Source organism: Pseudomonas sp. dw_358, from assembly GCF_018449655.1.
Lineage (GTDB): Bacteria > Pseudomonadota > Gammaproteobacteria > Pseudomonadales > Pseudomonadaceae > Aquipseudomonas.
In genome coordinates this window covers 319,687-340,864 of the sequence record NZ_JAAVUX010000004.1, presented here as the reverse complement: position 1 = coordinate 340,864, position 21,178 = coordinate 319,687, and the positions used below count along the sequence as shown (strand labels likewise).

Here is a 21,178-nt window from a genome sequence, read left to right as displayed (position 1 = left end):
CGACACCCGATTATTCCCAGTTGCCCAGGTCAGCTTTGTAGCCTTCACCTCCGGGCTGGCCGTCCTGGCCGTAGAAAATCAGGTCGAAGCTGCCATGCTCACCGGGAAAGCGATAGCCGAAGGCATGGCCGAACGGGTCGTTCAGATCCGATGGTTTGGCATAGGGGCCGGCCCAGCCTTTGGCCGTAGCAGGCTTGTGCAGCAGTTGCTCAAGGCTGGCCGGGGGCGCGCCGACGTCCAGCGCGTAGCTCTCCACCTTCATGCTCAGGCTGGCCAGTTGCGCTTTGCCCGCGCCGTACTTGCCCTTGTCGACATTGCCGCCGACCTGGCGCACCACAATGGTCGCCACGATGCCCAGCAACACGATCACGGCGAGCATCTCAAGCAAGGTGAACCCGCCCTGGCGACGGGCAGACGAAATGGATTTCATGGGGGTAGTTCCTCAAATATTACTGGTAAGGCTCATCAGCGGCAGCATGATGGCGAGCATGATCAAGGCGACCATGACCGCCATGACGAGGGTCAGGGTGGGCACCAGGGCGGCCAGCAGCCGGTCGATGCCACGCTTGACCTCGATGTCGAATACATCGGCGACCTTGAGCAGCATCGCGCCCAGCTGACCAGACTGCTCGCCCACCTCGATCATCTGGATGGCCAGCTCCGGCAACAGCGGTTGCAGGCCGAAACCGGCAGCCAGCGTGCCGCCGCCCTTGACGTGTTCGGTGGCCTGCTCGACTTGGGCGCGCATGGCGAAATTGCTGCTGACCTGGCGCACGATCAGCAGCGCCTGCAACAGCGAAACGCCATTGCCCAGCAAGGTGCCCAGGGTGCGGGCCAGGCGCGCGGCCTCGAGACGCTGCAGCAGCGGCCCGAGGACTTTCAGGTGCAGCAGGCGAACATCGTGACGCTGGCGCCGCGCGGGGTTGCGCCGGGCAGCGGCCAACCCCATCACCGCGACAATCGAGCCGCCGAGTAACAGCAGCCCGTACGCGCTGACGAACTCCCCCAGGGCAAGAATCGCCTGAGTGATCCACGGGATCGGCACCCCCAGGTCGCGAAAGATCGGCACGAACTGCGGCACCACATACGCCAGCAGCAAAGCCAGGGAACCCAGCACGCCCACCACCAGAAACGCGGGGTAGATCAGCGCATTGGTCACTTCACCGCGCAGCTTCTGACTGCGCTCCAGATAGGTCGCCAGTTGCGCGAGGGCAACATCCAGCGCGCCACCGGCCTCGCCCGCACGCACCAGGCTGACGTACAGCGGCGAGAATTGCCCGCCTTCATCCTCCAGCGCCTGGGATAACGGAGCACCCGCTTTGACCTGCTCGCGAATGCGTTGAAACAGCACCGCGCGGCGCGCCTGGCCGGCCTGTTTGAGCAGGATGCCCAGCGCCCGCTCCAGCGGCTGGCCCGCATTGAGCAGGGTTGCCAGTTGCTGGGTGAAGCTGACCAGTTGTGCACCATCGAGCACGCGCGCCACTGCCCTCTGCTGCCCCGCCAGGCCACCGGGCTGGAGGTTGAGAACCAGCCAGCCACGCGACTGCAAGCGCGCTGCGGCACCGTGTAGGTCATCGGCGTGGATAAAGCCTTTGTGCTGTACACCATCACTGGCCAGCGCTCGGTAGCGGAAGCTCTGCGGGTCAATCATTGCGCGCTACCCGCAGAACTTCTTCCAGTGACGTGATGCCCGCCAGGGCCTGGCGCAAACCGTCTTCGAACAGGCTGAGCAAACCATGACGGCGCGCCGCCTGCTCCAAGGTGGCCACATCGGCCTGGCGCATGAGCAAGCTGCGCAATTCATCGTTCATCACCAGGAGTTCGGTGATCGCGCTGCGGCCGTGGTAGCCGCCGCCGACACTGTCAGGGTCGGGTCGGTACAGCACAATCGGGCGCTGCTCGGTGTACAGGTCCAGGCGATGGCGGGTGATCAGTTCGGCGGGCGCTTCAAAAGCAATACGCGTGGCCGGATCGAGCCGGCGCACCAGCCGCTGGGCGAGGATACCCTGCAGGGTCGAAGCGATCAGGTAGTGTTCCACGCCCATGTCGAGCAGGCGGGTGATGCTGGCCGCCGCGCTGTTGGTGTGCAGGGTGGAGAGCACCAAGTGACCGGTCAGCGACGACTGGATGGCAATGCGGCAGGTTTCCAGGTCGCGCATCTCGCCGATCATGATCACGTCCGGGTCCTGGCGTACGATCGAGCGCAGCGCGGTGGCAAAGGTCAGGCCGATGGCTGGCTTGACCTGAATCTGATTGATGCCCGCCAGCTGATATTCCACCGGGTCTTCAGCGGTGATGATCTTGCGCTCGGCGGTGTTGAGCCGCGACAAAGCGGTATACAGCGTGGTGGTCTTGCCCGAGCCGGTCGGGCCGGTCACCAGGACGATGCCGTGGGGTCGTTCGAGGAGGTCGAGCAAGGTCTGCAGGCGCGGGCCATCGATGCCCAGAGCGGGAAAGTCAAAGCTGACGGTTTGCCGATCCAGCAGCCGCATCACCACTGACTCGCCGAAGCTGGTGGGCACGGTGGAGATGCGCAGGTCCAGTTCGCGGCCTTGCAGACGCAGCATGATCCGGCCGTCCTGGGGCAACCGACGCTCGGCAATGTCCAGCCGGGCCATGATCTTGAGCCGCGAAATCACCGCCGCGGCATAACCGGCCGGCGGCGCCTCGCCGTGAACCAGTAGACCATCGATGCGGTAACGTACCTGCAGGCGGTCTTCAAAGGGCTCGACGTGCACGTCCGATGCGCGGTCCTGGGCGGCCTTTTGCAGGATCATGTTGACCAGCCGAATCACCGGCGCTTCGGAGGCGAGGTCCTTGAGGTGCTCGATGTCATCCAGGCCAGGCGCTTCGTCGAGGGACTCCAGCAACGCATCCATGGCACTGCGGCCGGCACCGTGAAAGCGCTCGATCAGGCTCTGGACTTCGGCTGCGGTGGCCAATTGCAGCGCCACCCGCTTGCCGGCGCAGTAGCCGATGGCATCCAACGCGTAACGGCTCAGCGGCGGGCTGGCGACCACACTCAGGGTCTGCTCGTCGGCGCCAATCACCACCAGCCCGTGGTGGCGCAGGAACCGTTCGCTGCCGATGGCCAGCGGTACTGCATGGGCGACTTCATCCAGCGTCAGCCGCTCTGCACCCAGCAATGCCACGTACGCCGCCACCGCCTGCTCGTCACGCACGGCGCCCAGACGCAACAAGGTGTGCAGCAGGTTTTCATCACTTTGGTTTTCAACTTCGCACAGTTTTCGCGCCCGTTGAATATCACCCGCGGCGACATCAGCGTTTTCATGCAACCACTGACACACTTGAACTTGCGTGGGCAATAACGACGAAACTTCCGGCATCAACATGGTCGGCGGCCAATAACGACTCGGTGACCGCACCTGAGACCAGATGAAGTAGTGAGTTTAATAAGAAGTTGTCGTAGCGCCCCTTCCGATTCCTCTTCAACCTCCAGAAATCGGGGTATTACGGACACACTCTCAGCGATAGAAACCGGCGAGCGCGGGGCGTTTTTTCAGTACCGGCACAGCATAGCAAATCCTTAAACCTATTATCAACTAGGTTTAGATGTTGATTTTTAATAGCTGTTTTATGGAGGAAAACGGGTATTTATTGCCAACACACACAGACTTACAGCCATTAAATACACATTTATCCGCTTTGTAGCTAAATCCTTACGATGGATCCGAAAAAAAATGCTGCACCGGGTGCTTTTTGCAAGTGCTCCCCCATTGGTTTTTTCACCGCGTCTAAATTCTCTTTGCCGCCATTGAACTTTTAAGTGCATCATCCGGCCTTAGCACCCGACCCGGTTCGTGGAACTTCCACGCGGCGTCTTCGTTCTCTTTCTACCACCGCCGAGATGTCATCGATGATTCGACCCTTGCTGCCTGTCTTGGGCGCGCTCTTTTTGTGCGCCCAGCCTTTTGCTGCGTTTGCCGCCGATTCCCCTGCCACTGCGACCACTTCCGTGACGCCCGCACAACTTCGTCAACAGATAGAAGCCAAACGCGATCAATTGTCCGGTGTCGCCAGCGTCGCCACGACCACTGCCACTGGCGCCGCCACGGTACTCGACACACCGGTGCAAACCGACGACACACCGACCCAGGTGCAACAGCCATGACCGGCTCTCAGCCAACCGCCGCCAGCAAAAGGACGCTCCCCTTGTCAGCCTTCAAACAGACCCTGGGCCTGAGCCTCTTGGCCTTCAGTGTCAGCCAGGCCAACCTGGCCCTCGCCGAAGTCACCCCGGCCACCGGCAATGCGGTCGAAGCGCGGGTCAGCTCGATTCTCGACAACATGAGCGAGTCGGAAAAAATCAACTTTACCCGTGTCGATGACGGCCACATGATCCCGGCGCTGCTCAAGTGGGGCATCAAGGGCACCACCGCCTACGACTCGTCCATGGGCGTGCACGTCAACAGCGCCACCTTCGGCGCGCAATACCCGTCGCAGTCAGCACTGGCAGCGACCTGGAGCATCAACCGGGCCAAGGAATTCGGCCTGGCCATCGCCTACGAAACGCGCATTTCGGGGGGCCAGCAAATGCTGTCGCCCGGCGCCAACCTGTATCGCACCCCCTACGGCGGCCGCGCCGCTGAATACGTCAGCGGCGAAGACCCTTTCCTCGGCGCTGTCATGGCGCCGGCCATCGTCAACGCCATTCAAGCTCAGGGCATCCAGGCCAGCGGCAAGCACTTTCTGGCCAACGAGCAGGAAGCCAACCGCCAATTAGTCAACATCAAGGTCGATGAGCGGACCCTGCGCGAGATGTACCTGCCGGGCTTCGAGTCGATGGTCAAGAACGCGAACGTCGCGTCGATCATGTGCGGCTTCAACCAGATCAACGGCGACTATGCCTGCCAGAACCACCACCTGATCACCGACGTGCTCAAGGGCGAGTGGGGCTATCAAGGCATGGTGATCAGTGACTTCAACGCCATCCACGATCCTTTCAAGGGCGCCTGGGCCGGCACCGACCTGGACATGCCGTCGGGTCTGCAATTCACCGAAGCCAACCTGATGCCGTACGTGTGGAGTGGCCAGCTGACGCAGAACGTCATCGACGACAAGGTCAAGCGCAACCTGCGCGGCGTGGTCAGCTACGACTTCCAGGACAACCTCAACACCGCGCAGACCCTGGAGCACACCGAGTACGGCGCCAAAGCCGCTCTGGACGCCGCCCGTGAAGCCATCGTGCTGTTGCGCAATGAGAACACCAGCGCCGGCAAGCCATTGCTGCCACTGGCCCGCTCGGCCAAGATCGCCGTGATCGGTGACTGGGCCAACGAGGTGCCAGGCTCGCCATTCGGCACCGCCAACTCGCCGCCCACCAGCTACGTCAACGAACTGAGCGGCCTGCAACAGCTGGCTTCGCGCAGCTCGAACGTGACCTTCCTCTCGGCACTGAGCCTCAACCCGCAAACGGCGCTGTGGTATCAGCCGAGCACCGGACAGAACGACATCAACAACGCCGGCGTGAAAGCCGAGTACTACAGCAACACCAGCTTCTCTGGCAGCCCGGCGCTGACGCGGGTTGAACCCGGGGTGAACCTGAACTGGACCACCAGCACCAACGTGACCGCCGCCGGCACCACCGCCGTGTCAGGTTTCAGCCCGACCGCAGGTGCCTTCTCGGCACGTTTCACCACGGTGATCAAACCGACGATTTCCGGCGCCCAGGTGTTCAAGGTCCGTGCCGACGGCCCGTACAAGCTTTGGGTCAACGACCAACTGGTCCTGCAGAGCGACGGCGTGCCGTTCTCCTCGGACGTGGTCAACGCTCTGGTCACCTCCGGCCAGACCGCGGCGTTGGTGGCCGGCAAGTCTTACAGCGTCAAGCTTGAGTACCAGCGCGTGCAAGGCAACTTCACCCCGGCACTGGGTGGCCTCGCAGGCGTTCAGATGAGCTGGGCGTCGATGCGTCCTGCCAAGGACCTGGCCCAGTACGATGCGGTCGTCGTTGCGGTCGGCAACACCTTCGAGAACGAAGGCGAAGCCTCGGACCACAGTTACGAGCTGCCTGACCAAGAGGCTGACCTGATCACCAACGTCACCAAGGTCAACCCCAACACCATCGTCGTGATGCACGGCGGCGGGGTGCTGGACATGCAGCCGTGGGCGAAGAAAGTCGGTGCTTCCCTGCAAGCCTGGTTCCCGGGCCAGCAAGGCGGTCAGGCACTGGCCGAGATTCTCTTCGGCAAGGTCAACCCGTCGGGCAAGCTGCCGGTGACCATCGACAAGCAGATCGAAGACAACGCCAGTTACGCCTCTTACCCGGACCCGGCGCAATACCGCGGTGACAGCGCCCTGAGCGAAATGACCTACAGCGAAGGCCTGTACCTGGGCTACCGTGCCTACGACAAGAACCACACCAAGCCGCTCTACCCGTTCGGTTTCGGTCTGTCGTACACCACCTTCGGTTACAGCGACCTGCAACTGTCGAGCAATGTCCTGACCCCTGGGGCGACCATCAACGCCACGTTCACCTTGACCAACACCGGTGACAAGGCCGGCTACGAAGTGGCACAACTGTACGTGCAACCGGTGAGCCCGACCGTCGACCGTCCGGAAAAGGAACTCAAGGGCTTCACCAAGGTGTACCTCAAGCCGGGTGAGAGCAAAACGGTGAGCATCCCGCTCGACTCGCGCTCGCTGGCTTACTACGTGGACAGCAGCGATAGCTGGAACGTCGATGCCGGCAAGTTCAAGATCCGCGTGGGCACCAGCTCCCAGGACCTGGCGCTGACCAAGACGCTGACCACGCTGTACCCCGAGCAGTTGACCACCCGCGACAGCAACCCGCTGCCGCTGCCCCTGCGCAAGGCCGTCCAGGTCAAGGCCGCGCAGACCTACTGACGGCGAGCGGCAGGCTCAAGGATGAGCCTGCAAGGAAGGTTTGAGGTCATTGGCCAGGCGCCGCAGGTAAACATCGAAGACGTGCAACACGTCGACGCTGCTGCGGCCCCTGAGCCATTGGATCTGCAGGCCGTCCATCAGTGAAAAGATCTCCTGGGCCAAGGCTTTCACGTCAATATCCGCCCGTATCTCCCCCCCTTCGAGCAACGACGCCAGGTGCGCCTGGGCGTGACCGTGGACCATGTCGAATTTCTCCTGATACCACGGGTAAGCCGGGTGTTTGTCGGACAGACTCTCGGTGTTGATCATCACCGACGCCTGACACTCGTCGGCACTTTCCACACTGAAGCCCATGCTCAGCCGCAGAAATTGCAGGAAACCCTCCAGGTCCGGGGACGTCACCAGGTCACCGAAGCGTTCGGTAATGCGCTGGTCGCGGCGGTCAAGCAAGGCGCGCAGCAGCGCCACCTTGTTGGGAAAATGATGGAGCAGGCCCACCGTGGTGATCCCGGCAATGTCGGCCACATCGCGCATGGACGCGCCCAGGTAACCATCGCGGGCAAACACCTGAGTGGCGGCATCAAGCAAGGCGGCACGGCGCATCTCGCCCTTGGGCGCTCGACGGCGCTTGGGTGCGGGCGCCTCGGTGCTCGGATCGGTATCGGTCACTGACATACGGTATCCATTCAAACGTTGAGCGCTATCAGCCTGTGGCCTGGGCGCGTTCAGCCAAAAATTGGCGTGTGCGACGCGAGGCAAAGCAGACCGCCGCAAACGCCACCAGCCCATTGCCCACCCACATGCCGATCAAGGCACCCGGGCCACCGCCATAACGGGCGCCGAGCAAGACCAAGGGCACACTGCCCAAGGTGCCGCGCAACCAACCGAACACCGACACCCACCAGGCCCGATGGGTGGTCAGAAACACCGATTGCGCAACGAAATCCAGCCCGAACAAAATCCAGAAACCCGCGCCGAAGTGACACATGGCCAAAAACATCGCCCGGCCGCTGCTGGTCAACTCGAACCAGTCGGCAATGGTCGGCCCGAACACCAGCAGCCCACACCACACGGCCAGACCGTAGAGCACCACCAGCCGGCGACTGAGCACGACACTGGTGCGAAAGCGCTCATCGCAGCCCGCTCCGATGTTCTGCCCCAGCACAGGCACCAGCGCCCCAGGCAATGCAAAGAACACGCAGTAGGCAAACTGCAACACGCGGTCTATCACTGCCATACCGGCCAATGCCGATGCACCCTGCCCGGCCACCACCACCATCAAACCAATGATGCCGACCGGCATGGCCAGGTTGCCCAGCATCGCCGGGAGGGCAATGCGCAACGTCTGGCCAGTGTGCAACTTGAACAGTTTCCAGCGCAACGTCGTCGACACGCCAATATGGCGCTTGACCAGCACCAGCCCCACCAGCAACGACACCGCGCTGGAAAGCAGATAAGCCATGGCGGCCCCGTCCAGGCCCAGGTCGAAGACGAAAATGAACAGCGGGTCGGCCAACGCCAGCGTTGCCGCGCCGGACAGCAGTACCCCCAGCGCCCGGCGCACATGGCCCTGGGCCTTGAGCATCTGCGCGCACATCTGCATGGCCGCCAGCAACAGGCTGGCGGGCAGCGCCATCCAGATGAAATGCCGGGCCGCTTCATAGACGGGGGCATCCGTGCCCAACCAGCCGCTCACCGGGGCGACGCAGGCCAGCTCCAGCAGGCCGATGAAGGCACTGGTGGCCAGGGCCAGAATCAGCAAATGAGTCACCCACCGCGCCAGGGCCTGGCTGTCATGTTTGCCAATGCGCTCCGACAGCACGACCCCGGCCGCAATCACCATCCCGGAAGCAAAGGCGCCATTGATGAACACCAGGGTCTTGGCCAGACCTACCGCCGCCAACAGTGCCTGATCGTGGAGCATGGACACGTAGACCAAGGTCAGGATGTCCACCAGAAACCCCGCCAACGCGCCCAGCGCGCTGGTGCCGGCCATGGCGACAATGTGCCGGGCCAGAGGGCCCTCGGTAAAGCGTGCGCGGGCTTCTGTCACAGCGCGGTTTGCGTCGATGGCTGTGGCTCATCGGCCAACGGTGCGGGCAAGGCGGCAGGCAGGTTCTGGCGTGACGTCTCCAGCAACGCGTTCAACGCCCCATGCAGGCGCTGCAACGCCCCTTCCTTGTCTACCCACCAGTCGGTCGACCACACGCGCAGCAGGTTCCAGCCCAATCCTTGCAGAATCGCGCCACGCACCTTGTCGCGGTCACGGGCCGTGGCGGCGCTGTGATAGGTGGCGCCATCGCACTCCACGCCGGCGAGGTAATCGCCAGGGCGGTCCGGATGGACGATGCCCAGGTCGATGCGAAAGCGCGACACACCGATCTGCGGTACCACGTGCCAGCCCATCCGGCGCAGCCCTTGGGCCACAGCCTCTTCGAACGGCGAATCGTAGCCGCCTACCGAGCCCTGCACCGCTTCGGCCAACGCCCGGGGGCCGCGCTGGGCGAATTCGATGAAGTGCTTGAGGTCGCGCACCGCCCGGGCATTGGTGCGATTGAGGTCGATCATCGACGGGTCGAAAGAGGTGAACACCAGCATCTCCCGGCGCGAGCGGGTGATGGCGACGTTCAGGCGGCGCCAGCCACCGTCTTTGTTCAACGGGCCGAAGTTCATCGACATCACCGGCGCACCCGGCTCGGTCGGACCGTAGCCAATGCCGAGGATGATCAGGTCACGCTCGTCGCCCTGCACGGTCTCCAGGTTCTTGACCACCACCGGTTCCATCTGCCCTTCCTGGAAGAACGGCTCGATCTGCGGGTATTGGAGCCGCGCCTTGTCCAGCAGGTCGCTGACCAGCTTTTGCTGATCGGCGTTGAGGGTGATGATGCCGATGGAATACCCGGCCGCGACGAAGGCCGGATCGGTCAGGCGCTTGACCGTCTCCTCGACAATGGCCTCGGCTTCGGCCTGGTTGTGGCGGCCCTTGCCCTTGGCGTAGACCCCGTCGACCCGCCGCCAGTGCACAGCGCTGGCGCGGGTCTCGGCGGCCGGGAAGGTGATCAGGTTGCTGTCGTAGTAGCGGTGGTTGGAAAAGGCGATCAGGCTCTCGTGGCGGCTGCGATAGTGCCAGCTCAGGCTATGGCTGGGCACCCCGGCGCCCAGACACTCGTCGAGGATGCTTTCCATGTCTTCGGCAGTGTCGTCGTCGCCGGCACTGGCGCCGCGATTGAAGAAGTTGGTCGGCGGCATCTGCCGCGGGTCACCGGCGATGACCACCTGCTTGCCGCGGGCGATGGAGCCGATGGCGTCCCAAGGGGCGATCTGTGAGGCCTCATCGAAGATCACCAGGTCGAACGGCGGTTGATCGGCGGGCAAGAACTGGGCAATGGACAATGGGCTCATGAGCATGCACGGCGCCAGTTTGTTCAGCGCATCGCCCATTTCCACCGCCAGTTGGCGCACGGGTTTGTGCCGTCGGGACTTTTGCAGTTCATGCTTGAGGATGGCGAAGCCACTGCCCTTGCCGATGTCGTTCTTCGACGGGATCAGCCCGCACAGCCTGGCGCGAATGTAGCGCACGCTGAGGCTGCCCAATGCGTCGTCCAGTTGGTTGAACGCGGCGATGTCACTCATGTGCTCGGCAGCGACGAAGTTGCGCAGCAAGGGTTCGCTGTCGATGCCTTCGGTGGCGAACCAGCGGGCATAGGCGGTGACGAAGGTCGGTTCGATGGCGTCCGCCGCCAGCTGGTTTTGTTCCAGCGCGACGGCCAGCGGCATCAGCCCCGCCTCGCTGGCCTGCTCGCGCACACGGCGCCAGTCGCACCAGGCCTTGAGGCGCTGCTCGTACTGTTCGATGGAGGCGCAAGTGGCCCGCAGCGCGGCCATGGACAAGGCCATCTCGCTGCCGTCGGCCGCCAGGGCATTGAACGTCTGGGCGCTGGTATCGTGGAGAACCAGGGCCTGCTTCAGGGTGGACAGGGCCGTGTCGATCTGGCCACCGGCGGCGAGCATGTCGTTGGCATCCACCACCAGACGCGCGGTGGCGGCGCGAAGGGCGATCAGGTGTTCAGGGGACTCAGCCAGCGCGCTGAGCTGGCTGCGCAGACGCTCGGTAAGGCCGACCGCGTGAAGCAGGCGCTTGCTGTCGCTGGCAAGGCCGTGCCAGCCGGGAATCGACTGCACGTCCACCGCCAGGCCGTCCAGCTCTACCAGCAAGGCTTGCAGGCGCTCGAAAATTGCCAGGTCGGCAGGCACGTCGGGCAGCCCCGCCGCGCCGCCGAGCAAGGCCAGCTGGCGCGCCACTTTCTTCTTGGCGAAGCTGGCGAAGAACCAGAACTTGCCCTCGGCTTCCTGCCATTGCTGCCGCAGCGCCGCCACCGGAATTCGTCGGCAGGCCTCGTCGGCATAGCTCAGGGACAAGCCCTTGAGGTGTTCGTGATAGCGTTCGATCAGGTCCCGGGCACGCCGTGCGGCCTTGAGGCGATGGCTGGCGTCGGGGGCAAAGGCCACGGCCAGGTCCAGGCCATGGGTCTCGCCCATCAAGGCAACCAGGCCGTGAAGCTGACGCAGGTCGGCGACTTCGCCGATGGGCAGCGGCACGTGAGTCAGGGCCAGCAAGCGCTCGCCAGCGCCGCTCAGCGCATCCAACCTTTGGGGCAGCTCGCGGGCGCTGGCGGCCATCTGCGCTTGCCAGGCGTTTGACCACTGGGTCTGGGTCAGCAGCCCAAAGCGCTCGGACAACTCGCGAGCCGCCTCGCCATTGAGCCCCAGACGCCGCGCCAGATCCAGCAGGGCGCTGTACTGACCGGCATCGTGCTCGGTGCCGGTGGGCCACAGCAGGACGGGGGTCGAAGGCAGATGATCGCGCACCACGCGGCCGATGGCCTGGTGCAACGACAGCCCCGCAGGCCGCCGCCGATGCAGCACCTCGACCACTTCGTTAAGCCGCGCGCGCAAGGTCTGCAAACGCTGCGCTTCGTGCTGCCATTGCTCGGCGCTGAGGGTGTCGCGTACGTCCCAGGCGCGGTCCAGCTGCTTGAGCACCTCGACCTTGGACGCCTTGCTCGAATGCAGCTCGAGGCAGAACTCGCCGAGGCCCTTTTCGGCCAGGCGCCGATACACCACGTCCAATGCCGCGCGCTTCTCGGCGACGAACAACACACGCCGGCCCAAGGCCAGGTTGTGGGCGATCATGTTGGCGATGGTCTGCGACTTGCCGGTGCCGGGCGGGCCATCGAGGACAAAGCTGTGTTGGCCGGCCGATGCCACCACCGCCGACAGCTGGGACGAGTCCGCTGCCAATGGCGTGAACAGGTCGGCGACCTTGACCGTCGCATCCAACCGCTCCGGTCGTGGGAATTCACCGTCGCTGGCAAATCCTTCGCCGGCGGGGTCGCGCTCCAGCAGGTGCTTGACCAGCGGGCTTTGCAGGAGCTGTTCGGCGTTGGCGGCCAGGTCTTTCCACATCAGGTATTTGGCGAACGAGAAAGTGCCCAGTACCACCTCGGGGCTGACCTCGAAGCCGGGCACGTCACGCACCGCGCGGCGCACGCGGTTCCAGATGCCCTCGACGTCGATGCCGCTGTCATCGGCGGGCAGGTCACCGTCCAGTTCCGGGATGGTCAGTTCGAAATCGTGGCGCAGCAATTCCAGCAGGGTCAGGTTGAAACGCGGTTCTTCGTCCAGCAGGCCGAGGGTCACCCCGGACAATGCGCTTTTGCGCTCCAGCTTGACCGGCAGCAGGATCAGCGGCGCGGAATAGGTCTTGGGGTCGTCGGCAGTCTTCTTCCATTTGAGAAAGCCGATGGCCAGAAACAGGGTGTTGGCCCCGCCCTCCTCCAGGTCGGTGCGAGCCTTGCGGTAGAGGTCGATCAGGGTGGCGTCAAGCTTGACCTTTTCCAGGCTGGCCAGCACCTCGCCCCGACTCAGGGCCTGGCGCGCCACTTCGTCCAGCAGGCTTTCGTGGTTCTGCTGGGCGTACAGCGCCGGGTCGCGGCCGCCGCTTTCCAGGTCCGGCACCGGCACCACGCGGATGCGCTGACCTTTGGCAAGCACATCCTCCAACGCGGCCGGGTCGGCGCAGTGCAGGCGCACGCCCTTGGCACTGTCGGGCAGGTGCAGCAGGCGGTTGCGGGTGGTCAGGTCCAGCAGCTTGCGCTGCCACAACACCAGCTTGCCGGCCGGGCCCACGGCGCTGTCGTCGATTTCGACGTCGAAGCCCGGCAGAGCCGGGGCTTCTTCCAGGCCTTCGAGCACGGCCGGGGTGTCTTCAGCACCCTCGGTACCGGGCGCCGTCAACAGCGCGAGGGGGCGGATCTTCTGCATCCGCGCGCGGTGCAGGTCGATGGCCATGATGAACTGCTCATCGTCCAGTTGCCGCTCGGCCGCGGTAATCGCCTGATTGAAACCGGGCGCTGGCGCACGGGTCGCCAGGGTGGTCTCGAATACCAGCAATTCCTTGAGGTCCAGACGCTTGCGGACCGCCGATGCTTCGTCGGTCAACAGTTGCGAAAACTCCTGGGGCTGCAGCCACACGCCGGCAAAGGCATGGCCCTTGGTCATGATCAGCAAGGCGTTCAACCCGGCCTGCTCAAGGGCAGCGGCAAACAGCAGAGCCGTGTCCAGGCAGGTAGCCACGCCGTTTTCGAGGATCTGTCCCGGTGGGCGGATCTTCTGCCCCTGCTGCTCGAAACTGGCCGGCGGCAGCGCGTAACTGAGCTTGAAACCGCAGACCGCCGACCAGATCGCCGACGTCAGTTCCCACACGCGGGTGCGCGACTTGCTTTCGTAGCCGTCGATACCGTCAGGCTTGCCGGCGCGGCGCAGCACCTGCGAGGCGGCCTTGAGCACGCGGTCTACGGCCGGGTCGTTGGGCATGCAGAACGCTGCCAGCAATTCGGGCATGGCACTCAGGCCACCCCATTCGGTGCGGGCCAGCAGTTCGGTGGGGTAGCGTTGCTCCACCAGCAGGGTCTCTCCCTGGGTCACCCGCAACACCACCTCGGCCCCGAGGCTTTCACTCAGGCCCGAGAGGTAACCGGCATTGAGCTTGATGTCACGTTCACTGATGCCCAGGCGATCGCCTGGGTGCAGACGGTCGATGTTCCAGCGCCGGGTTTCGACGAAGGCAGGGTCGGTGTCGAGGCTTAGCACCAAGTCTTGCAGGCTGTGTTCGCCCTGGTTGCCGATGCTCAACTCGCGGACGAGAGGAACGGAATTCTGATGCGAGGCAAAGCCGATCTTGCGGGCGATCAGCGCCTCGATAACGATGGTCATTCATGGACTCCTGGAGCGACCTGCGCTCGCCCCGGGCGCAGGAGCGAGTAAATGGCGCCTATAGTCCATGAGTGATGGGGGTTTTGGAATCGGTTTGTCAAAATGAGTCAGGATGAGGGGGTCAGTGACCGCTCCATGGATCGAGAATCTCCACTCCCCCATGCTCGGAATCCTTGACGTTGCGGGTAACGACGGTCATCCCGTGGACCAAGGCCGCAGGGGCGATCAGCGCGGTTGCGTCATGCCGAGCGCCGCGCCTGCCACTCCAACACCTTCCACCCCGCCGCCTGGGCATGGGCCAACAGCACCGGGTCAGGATTGACCGCCACCGGGTGGGTGATGCGCGTGAGCAACGGCAAGTCATTGCGCGAGTCGGAATAGAAGCTGGCGTCGGCCAAGGTCTCGCCGTGCAGTTCCAGCCAGTCGGCCAGGCGGATGACCTTGCCTTCGCGGTAAGTCAGCACCCCCTGGGTACGGCCGGTGTAGCGCCCGTCACGCACTTCAAGGTCGATGGCCAGCACCGCGTCGATGCCCAGCCGGGCGGCGATGGGTTTGACCAGAAAGGCCGCCGACGCCGAGATCACCAGCAGCCGCTCGCCCGCCGCGCGGTGAGCCTGCACGGTGGCGCAGGCGCCGGGATAGAACAGCGGTTCGATGACCTCGTCGATGTAGTGCAGCACCTGCTCGTCCACGTCGGCCGGCGTGCGGCCGATCAAGGGTTCCAGGCTGAAGGCCATGTAGTCTTCCATGGCCAGTCGGCCCTCGCTGTACAGCGCCATCAATTCCCGGTCGCGGGCGGGAAAGAGGTCTGCATCGACCCAGCCGATGCGCGCCATCCAGGCACTCCACAGGCTGGCGCAATCGCCATGGATAAGGGTTTCGTCGAGATCGAAAATAGCCAGAGGCATGGAGGATTCCAGAGTGGGAGATAATAAAAACAGGCTGCCCCTGGCGGGCAGCCTTGATGACCGGTCTCAGTTGAGGACGGGTGTAGCGCCGCCCTTGCTCGCCAGGGCTTGCGGCGCGGCGGTGGCGAATAACTCGGCCACGCGCCGGGTCTCTTCGGCCGACGGTTTGAACACCAGCGCGCAGCCGACGAACACCAGCGCATTGAAAATCACGCCGACGATGCCGCTGGTGAGCGAACCCAGCCCGGCGATGTCATCGGGGTAGATCGTGGTCAGCACAATGGCGATGACGATACCGGTGAGCATGCCTAGAATCGCGCCCTGCTTGTTGCCCCAACGCGTGAACAAACCGAAGAACAACGGTACCGCCAACTGAATGATGCCCTGATAGGAAATCTGCGCCAGCAGTTGCAGCCGCGAGTAGTTGAACGTGAGGTAGGCCACTACCGCCGCGGCGACGATGAACACGATCATCGCGCTCTTGGCCAATACCGTCAGCTGACGGTCCGTGCGCGGCTTGGTCCAGGTCGCCAGGTCATTGGCGAACTGCACACCGCAGACCTGCACGCAGCCATCCACATGGCCGATGCTTGCCGCCAGGACGATGGCGATGGCAACCGCCAGCAGCACCGGGCCGCCGATGTCGAACAGCGCCAGGAACCAGCCTTGCTGCGGATGTGCAGCGACGTTCGGGTCTTGGCTTACGGCGGTGGCGAACAGCATCAGGATCCCGTAGAAACCGCCCATCAGCAGGATGGTATAAACCGTGCCCTTCTTTACCGAGCGCACACCGCTGGCGGTGTAGATGCGCTGAAAGCTCATAGGCCAGCACATCGAGCCGATGACCCCGGTGAAAATCAGGCTGAACATGTACCACGCGCCATAACCGGTGCCGGTGTCGCCGGGAATCAACAGCATCTTGGCGGGCAAGTGCGCCAGGTTGGAGAACGACGCATGGGCGCTGCCGCCCAGCAGAAATACGCACAAGGCCGCCGCCAGCACATAGGCGATCAGGCCCTGGTACATGTCGGTCATGATCAGCCCGCGCATGCCCATGCTCACCGTCCAGTATTGGCGGATCAGCACCACCAGCACCCCGGCGCTCAGGCACGCGGTGACGCCCCAGCCGCCGAAGCTGGCGAACTGGAACAACATGGCCAGCGCCTGGATGCCCATCACCACCCAGGGAAACACCGAGATGATGCCGATGATCGAGGCCAGTCGCTTGACCGCCGGGCTGTTGAAACGCATGCCCAGCAAGTCCGGCTGGGTGGTCAGGTTGAAGCGCTTGCCCCAGGTCCAGGCGCGGGTGGCCATCAGGTACATGGCGGTCACGCCCAGGGTGGAATAGACCATCCCATAGAAGCCCAGCGCACTGCCCACCGACAGCGAGAAGAATGCCGTGAAGGTCGCGCCCGGCCACCAGGAGTTGGTGTAGCACATGGCGATGAACCACGGCCCATAGGAACGCCCACCTACGGCGTAGTCGGCAAAACTGTGGCTCTGCTTGTTGGTGCGGTAGAGCACCGCGATCATGCCGGCCAGGAACAGGCCGATCACGCCGAAACTGATGAAGACGTCAAAGCTGCTGCCGGACGGGATCATGGCTGAGTCTCCTCGGGGATGTCCCCGTTGCTGGATTCGACGAGGTACAAGGCCCAGACGCCCAGGCCCAACAGCACGGCGATGAGAATCCAGTAGAACATCGGCAGAGGGATGCCCAGCACCAGCAGGCGGCTGCCGCTGATGCTCAGGTAGAACGGTGGGAATACGGCCATCATCAGCAGCGCAAAAAAGTACAGGCCGAAGACGATGCCCTTGGGCGAGAAGCGCGAAGGCGTGCTCATAGGCCCACCTCCCCGGTGCAGAGGATGGCCAACGAAGGCGGCCGCAGGCGATGCAAAGAATCAAGACTGTTCACGAGAGTGGGCTCCTGTAGCGTGCGACCCGTGGGTCAAAGTGGTGTGCTCGCGGCAGTCATCAGCGGCCTGGAGACGTATCCGTCAGGCCGTAAGTGTTCAACATCACCGGTGGGCACCCTCTGCGGGGTACTCGACACCTTTTTCCGGGGCTTCAGACCTGACGCAGCCACGTCTCCCAGCGCGAATCCTGAATCACGCTGCGGGCGCGCATGTGCTTGAGCGCGCCGTATTTGTAGAAGTCGAAATCCAGCTGCGACACCGCATGCTGAACCATCGCCCAGGTCGACCACTTGAGGTCGGCCAAGGCCTTGTTGACCCATACTCGCGCTTGGATCTGCGGGGTGACGCTGCCGAAATAGTCCTCCAGCAAGGCCAGCTCCATGTCTTGCGCGAAGAACATCTCGCCGAACCACAGGGCCAGTTCGTAGTGCCGGTCGTTGTTGGAGGCGTATTCGAAATCCACCAGCCGCACATCACCGACATCGTTGAGCATGAAGTTGCCCGCCAGGGTGTCGTTCATGCACGGTGCCAAGTCGATGCCCGAGGCCTCCAGGGCTTGGCGGGCGCGGCGGTACTGGCGGTCGAGCCAGGCGTGATCATCGGGCTGGCGACCGCCCAATTGCTGCACCTGCCGCTGGTGCTCGTCAATCATGTCGAAGGCAGTCTTGGTCTGCACCAGCAACGGCTGGTCGTTGAAGGCCTTGAGGCCGTGCAGCGCCTTGTGGCGCACATCACGGTCGAGGAAGTCGCGGTTGGACGAGGCCCGCCACCCTTCCATGAACTCGAACACCTCGACGCCCTGGGCTTCGAGAAACGCCACCACCGGCGCGCCGTAACCGGTGGCCGCCGCTTTCAGGCTGGCGTCGTGGGCGGTGCGCCGATCAATGAACATCTCGGTGCCCTGCCCCGGCACCTTGAAGAAATAGGCCGTGGGCGCACCTTCGATGGACACCCGGTAGTTGGTGTTGGAGATTCCGCCGCTGACCGGCGCGTAACTGGCGCTGCGCCCGGCCCAGGCAGCATGGCCGAGAATGGCTTGCTCCAGCTGGCGCTCGGCCGTGGTGCTTGCTTCGCCCAGTCGCTTCATGACACGGCTCCTTGTACTTGACGCAACCAGCTTTCGAAACGCGGCTCGCGCACCGTCATGCGACAGCGCAACAGGGTCCATTGGCCGACCTTGGAAAACTCCAGCGGCCGACTCGACACGACGCCGGCCCACAGCCCCCACAAGGTCCAGTACCAGTCATCCAGCAGCGCGTACAGGCGGCAGCGAGCGTAATCGGCATCCCTCGCGGCACCGCTCCATTGGGCGATTCCCGCGCGCCACTGGGGCTCGAAGGGGTACAGCTCGTTGAGCACGGTGGCCACGTCGTACCAAGGGTCGCCGCAGCCACCACGGTCGAAGTCCAGCAGCCGCAATTGGCCCTGAGCATTGATCATCACGTTGCCGGCCAGGCCATCGCCGTGGAGCGGACGGGACTCGGCTTGCGCGCCCAACAAGGCGGTAGCCGCCAAGGCGACGCATTCAGCGAGCCACGGGTGGTCGTCGCCGACCGTGATCGCGGCTGTCTGACACAAGGCCTGCAAGCGCTGGATGTCGGCTGCGGGCGAGCGGGAAAAGTCGGGGGACGGGCCGTTGTGCACGGCACGCTTCAACTGCCAGAGCGCAGCCAGCCGTGCCGTGTCCTGCAGGGCATCGGGCCGCGCCCAATGCCATTGTTCGGCGGGCAAGGCATCCAACAGCAACACGCCCTGCTCGGCATCGGCCAGCCGTACCGCCGGCGTCACCCCGGCCTCGGCGGCGCAGCGGGTGGCGAGCACGCTGCGGTCGAAATCGATCAGCGGGCGCATGTCGTCGTGCAACACCTTGGCGTAGAAGGGACCGGCATCGGTATTGACGAAAAAACCGGCCCATTCGCAGGCATGGCGCATGGGCGACGCCACACCCTGGGTGTGCTCGCCGAGGCTGACCTGCTGGGCCCCCGCCGTCGCCAGGGCAGCCTGCAAACGCTGGATCACGCCGCTCATAGATAGCGATCCGGCTGGCAGCAGGCGCGATAGAGCAAGGACGTCAACAGCTCCAGCCCGCGATGCAGATCCGCGCTCTCGGTAAACTCGGCCTCGTTGTGGGACAACCCGCCACGGCTCGGCACGAACAGCAGGCTGACCGGGTAGCGTCGGCTGACACTGATCGCATCGTGACCGGCCACGGTGACGCTGTTCTCGGCCGCCAGCCCCAGCTCGGCGCAGGTGGCCAGGGCCAGTTCGCTGAGGCCGTCGTGCAGGCGGCTCGGCTCGCGCAGCAGCTCGCTTTCAAGGGTGAAGCCCGTGCCGGTGCTGGTGGCGATCGAATCGAGGGTCGCCCGCAGGCGCTCGCCGGCCTCGGCCAGCAGTTGCACCGACGGTGACCGGTATTCCACCAGCAGCCGGGTCAGCGCCGGCACCACATTGGGCGAGTTGGGCTGCACTTCCAGGCGTCCCACTGAACTGTGCATCTGCAAGCCATGCAGCGCCGACTCGGCGCGCACCGCCACAATCGCATGGGCCGCCGCCAGCAAGGCGTCACGGCGCACCGCCATGGGCGCAGGACCGGTGTGGTTCTGTTCGCCGTCGAAGCGCACGCGCCACTTCAATGCCGCCCAGGTCTCGCGGACCACCCCAATGGCCAGGCCTTGGCTTTCCAGATGGGTGCTTTGTTCCACGTGCAGTTCCAGGTAGGCCGCGATGGGCAGGTTCAGCATGCCGTCACCGCGATAACCGATCAGCTCCAGGGCATGGCCCAAAGTGATGCCGTCGCCATCACGAGCGGCCAGGGCATCGTCCACCGACAGGCTGCCCATGAAGGCGCTGCTGCCGATCAGGCTGGGTTGAAAGCGTGCACCCTCCTCGTTGGTCCAGTTGACCACGGCGAGGTTGAAGGCCGGTGTTTCGCCACGCTCGCGCAGTTGCCGGGCGACGCTGGCCACGCTGACCGCGCCGGCCAGCACCCCGTAGATCCCGTCGAAACGACCGGCGTTAGGCTGGCTGTCCAGATGAGAGCCGCACACGACGTAGGGTGCTTCAGGGTCGAAGGTGAGCAAGCCGAACACATTGCCGACCGCATCGATGCGCACCTCGAAATCCCGCTCGCGCAGCCAGGCGCAAAAGGCATCCCGCATAGCACCGTCTTCGGCCGACGCCGCCAGCCGGTGCAGGCCGCCCTTGGCAGTGGCGCCGATGGCCGAGCTCTGCACGAACAACGCATCGAAGGCGGCAAGGTCGGCGGCATCGGCCGTGACGATATCAGGGGTGGAAAAGCTCGACATGGGCGGACTCCAGACAGCGAATAAAGTCGGCGGACGGCGGACGGTTGGTCACCAGCCGGTCCACCGCCGAAAACGGCAGGGTGTTGATAAAGGTGCGGTGCCCGAACTTGGCATCATCGGCCAGCATCACGCTTTTGCGGCAATGGGCAGCGAGCACCCGGCGCAGATGGGCTTCAGGCTCTTCGTAGTCCATCAAGCCCAGCGCCAGGTCCACCGCGCCAATGCCCATGAAGGCGATGTCGTAGTGAAACTGGGCGGCAAAGGCCAAGGTGTGCGGGCCGATCAAGGCGTTGTCGTTGCGGCGGACATCGCCAGGGGTCATCAGCACCTGGTTGTCACTGTGCTGGGTCAGCAACAGACCGATGTCCAGGGAATTGGTGATGACCCGCAATTCGCTGAAGCGGGTCAGTTGCTGGGCCAGAGCCAGGGTCGTAGTGCCGGTGTCGAGGAACAGCGCCATACCCTCCTCCACCTGCTCGGCGGCGCAGGCCGCCAAACGCGTCTTGGCCTTGGTCTGGATGCGGTTGCGCACCTGAAATGGCTGCTCTTCGTTGGGTTTGGGCAGGATGGCGCCACCGTGGATACGGCGCAGCTTGCCGGTTTCCTCTAGATGCTTGAGGTCGCGGCGCACGGTTTCTTCCGAGACGTGCATCGACTGCGCCAGATCGGTGGCCTTGACCCGCTGGTGCAAAGTGATCAGGCGCATGATTTCGTCAAGACGTGGCTGGTTCAGCATGGCGTGGCAATTCCGCTCGGAAGAAAGGCGACCAGTGTAGCGACTCGGCCTCTGCAAGCCACGCGCACGCGGCCGCCGAGGGCCCGGAATACGGCTAACGCGGCGGAGTGAGGCTTGCAGGGATGACGCCATGGAACGGCCCTTTCACACGTGAAGACGATGAAA

15 protein-coding genes and 1 pseudogene are annotated in these 21,178 nt (G+C 64.1%); 2 read left to right on the top strand and 14 right to left on the bottom strand.

The annotated features are described in order from the left end of the window. Positions 1-10: 10 nt before the first annotated feature. The 3 genes from gspG to HB675_RS09195 are packed head-to-tail and all read right to left on the bottom strand — an operon-like array spanning position 11 to position 3,353. Complete coding sequence (gspG, locus tag HB675_RS09205; protein ID WP_213877888.1) at positions 11-430, bottom strand: type II secretion system major pseudopilin GspG; 420 nt, start codon at positions 428-430, stop codon at positions 11-13. Positions 431-442: 12 nt separating this feature from the next. Continuing rightward, positions 443-1,651: a type II secretion system inner membrane protein GspF gene (gspF, locus tag HB675_RS09200; RefSeq protein ID WP_213877887.1), complete on the bottom strand. Its 1,209-nt coding sequence runs from the start codon at positions 1,649-1,651 to the stop codon at positions 443-445. After that, on the bottom strand, positions 1,644-3,353 hold the full coding sequence (locus HB675_RS09195) for an ATPase, T2SS/T4P/T4SS family (protein ID WP_213877885.1): 1,710 nt from the start codon (positions 3,351-3,353) through the stop codon (positions 1,644-1,646). Before HB675_RS09195 ends, gspF begins: the two co-directional genes overlap by 8 nt. A gap of 524 nt (positions 3,354-3,877) precedes the next feature. Between HB675_RS09195 and HB675_RS09190 the strand changes: the two genes are divergently transcribed. Continuing rightward, positions 3,878-4,132, top strand: coding sequence for a hypothetical protein (locus HB675_RS09190; RefSeq protein WP_256737503.1), 255 nt, complete (start codon positions 3,878-3,880; stop codon positions 4,130-4,132). Then, the gene (locus tag HB675_RS09185) at positions 4,129-6,867 is read left to right on the top strand and encodes a glycoside hydrolase family 3 C-terminal domain-containing protein (RefSeq protein WP_213877883.1); all 2,739 of its coding nucleotides are present in this window, start codon (positions 4,129-4,131) and stop codon (positions 6,865-6,867) included. Before HB675_RS09190 ends, HB675_RS09185 begins: the two co-directional genes overlap by 4 nt. A 15-nt stretch (positions 6,868-6,882) precedes the next feature. Here HB675_RS09185 and HB675_RS09180 read toward each other — a convergent pair whose 3' ends face one another. The 11 genes and pseudogenes from HB675_RS09180 to HB675_RS09135 form a co-directional block, all read right to left on the bottom strand. Further along, positions 6,883-7,542 (bottom strand): TetR/AcrR family transcriptional regulator, encoded by a 660-nt coding sequence (locus HB675_RS09180; RefSeq protein ID WP_256737502.1) that lies wholly within the window; start codon positions 7,540-7,542, stop codon positions 6,883-6,885. A 28-nt stretch (positions 7,543-7,570) separates the two neighbouring features. Further along, positions 7,571-8,920: an MATE family efflux transporter gene (locus HB675_RS09175; RefSeq protein ID WP_213877882.1), complete on the bottom strand. Its 1,350-nt coding sequence runs from the start codon at positions 8,918-8,920 to the stop codon at positions 7,571-7,573. Beyond that, positions 8,917-14,142: a DUF4011 domain-containing protein gene (locus tag HB675_RS09170; protein WP_213877880.1), complete on the bottom strand. Its 5,226-nt coding sequence runs from the start codon at positions 14,140-14,142 to the stop codon at positions 8,917-8,919. Before HB675_RS09170 ends, HB675_RS09175 begins: the two co-directional genes overlap by 4 nt. A 121-nt stretch (positions 14,143-14,263) precedes the next feature. After that, positions 14,264-14,389: pseudogene (locus HB675_RS25795) on the bottom strand (VapC toxin family PIN domain ribonuclease); the annotation flags it as partial. Beyond that, positions 14,382-15,050: an HAD family hydrolase gene (locus HB675_RS09165; RefSeq protein WP_213877878.1), complete on the bottom strand. Its 669-nt coding sequence runs from the start codon at positions 15,048-15,050 to the stop codon at positions 14,382-14,384. The gene HB675_RS09165 and the pseudogene HB675_RS25795, both read right to left, overlap by 8 nt. Positions 15,051-15,116: 66 nt before the next feature. Continuing rightward, positions 15,117-16,655: a sodium:solute symporter family protein gene (locus tag HB675_RS09160; protein ID WP_213877876.1), complete on the bottom strand. Its 1,539-nt coding sequence runs from the start codon at positions 16,653-16,655 to the stop codon at positions 15,117-15,119. Beyond that, positions 16,652-16,897, bottom strand: a complete 246-nt coding sequence (locus tag HB675_RS09155) for a hypothetical protein (protein WP_213877874.1) — start codon at positions 16,895-16,897, stop codon at positions 16,652-16,654. Before HB675_RS09155 ends, HB675_RS09160 begins: the two co-directional genes overlap by 4 nt. 226 nt (positions 16,898-17,123) lie before the next feature. Then, positions 17,124-18,059 carry a choline kinase family protein gene (locus tag HB675_RS09150; RefSeq protein WP_213877872.1) on the bottom strand — a complete coding sequence of 312 codons (936 nt, stop codon included), beginning with the start codon at positions 18,057-18,059 and terminating at the stop codon, positions 17,124-17,126. Next, the gene (locus tag HB675_RS09145; RefSeq protein WP_213877870.1) at positions 18,056-19,000 is read right to left on the bottom strand and encodes an aminoglycoside phosphotransferase family protein; all 945 of its coding nucleotides are present in this window, start codon (positions 18,998-19,000) and stop codon (positions 18,056-18,058) included. The genes HB675_RS09150 and HB675_RS09145 overlap by 4 nt, the downstream gene beginning before the upstream one ends. Beyond that, positions 18,997-20,277, bottom strand: coding sequence for a Zn-dependent hydrolase (locus tag HB675_RS09140; protein ID WP_213877868.1), 1,281 nt, complete (start codon positions 20,275-20,277; stop codon positions 18,997-18,999). The genes HB675_RS09145 and HB675_RS09140 overlap by 4 nt, the downstream gene beginning before the upstream one ends. Next, positions 20,255-21,013 (bottom strand): DeoR/GlpR family DNA-binding transcription regulator, encoded by a 759-nt coding sequence (locus tag HB675_RS09135; protein WP_213877866.1) that lies wholly within the window; start codon positions 21,011-21,013, stop codon positions 20,255-20,257. Before HB675_RS09135 ends, HB675_RS09140 begins: the two co-directional genes overlap by 23 nt. Positions 21,014-21,178: the final 165 nt, after the last annotated feature.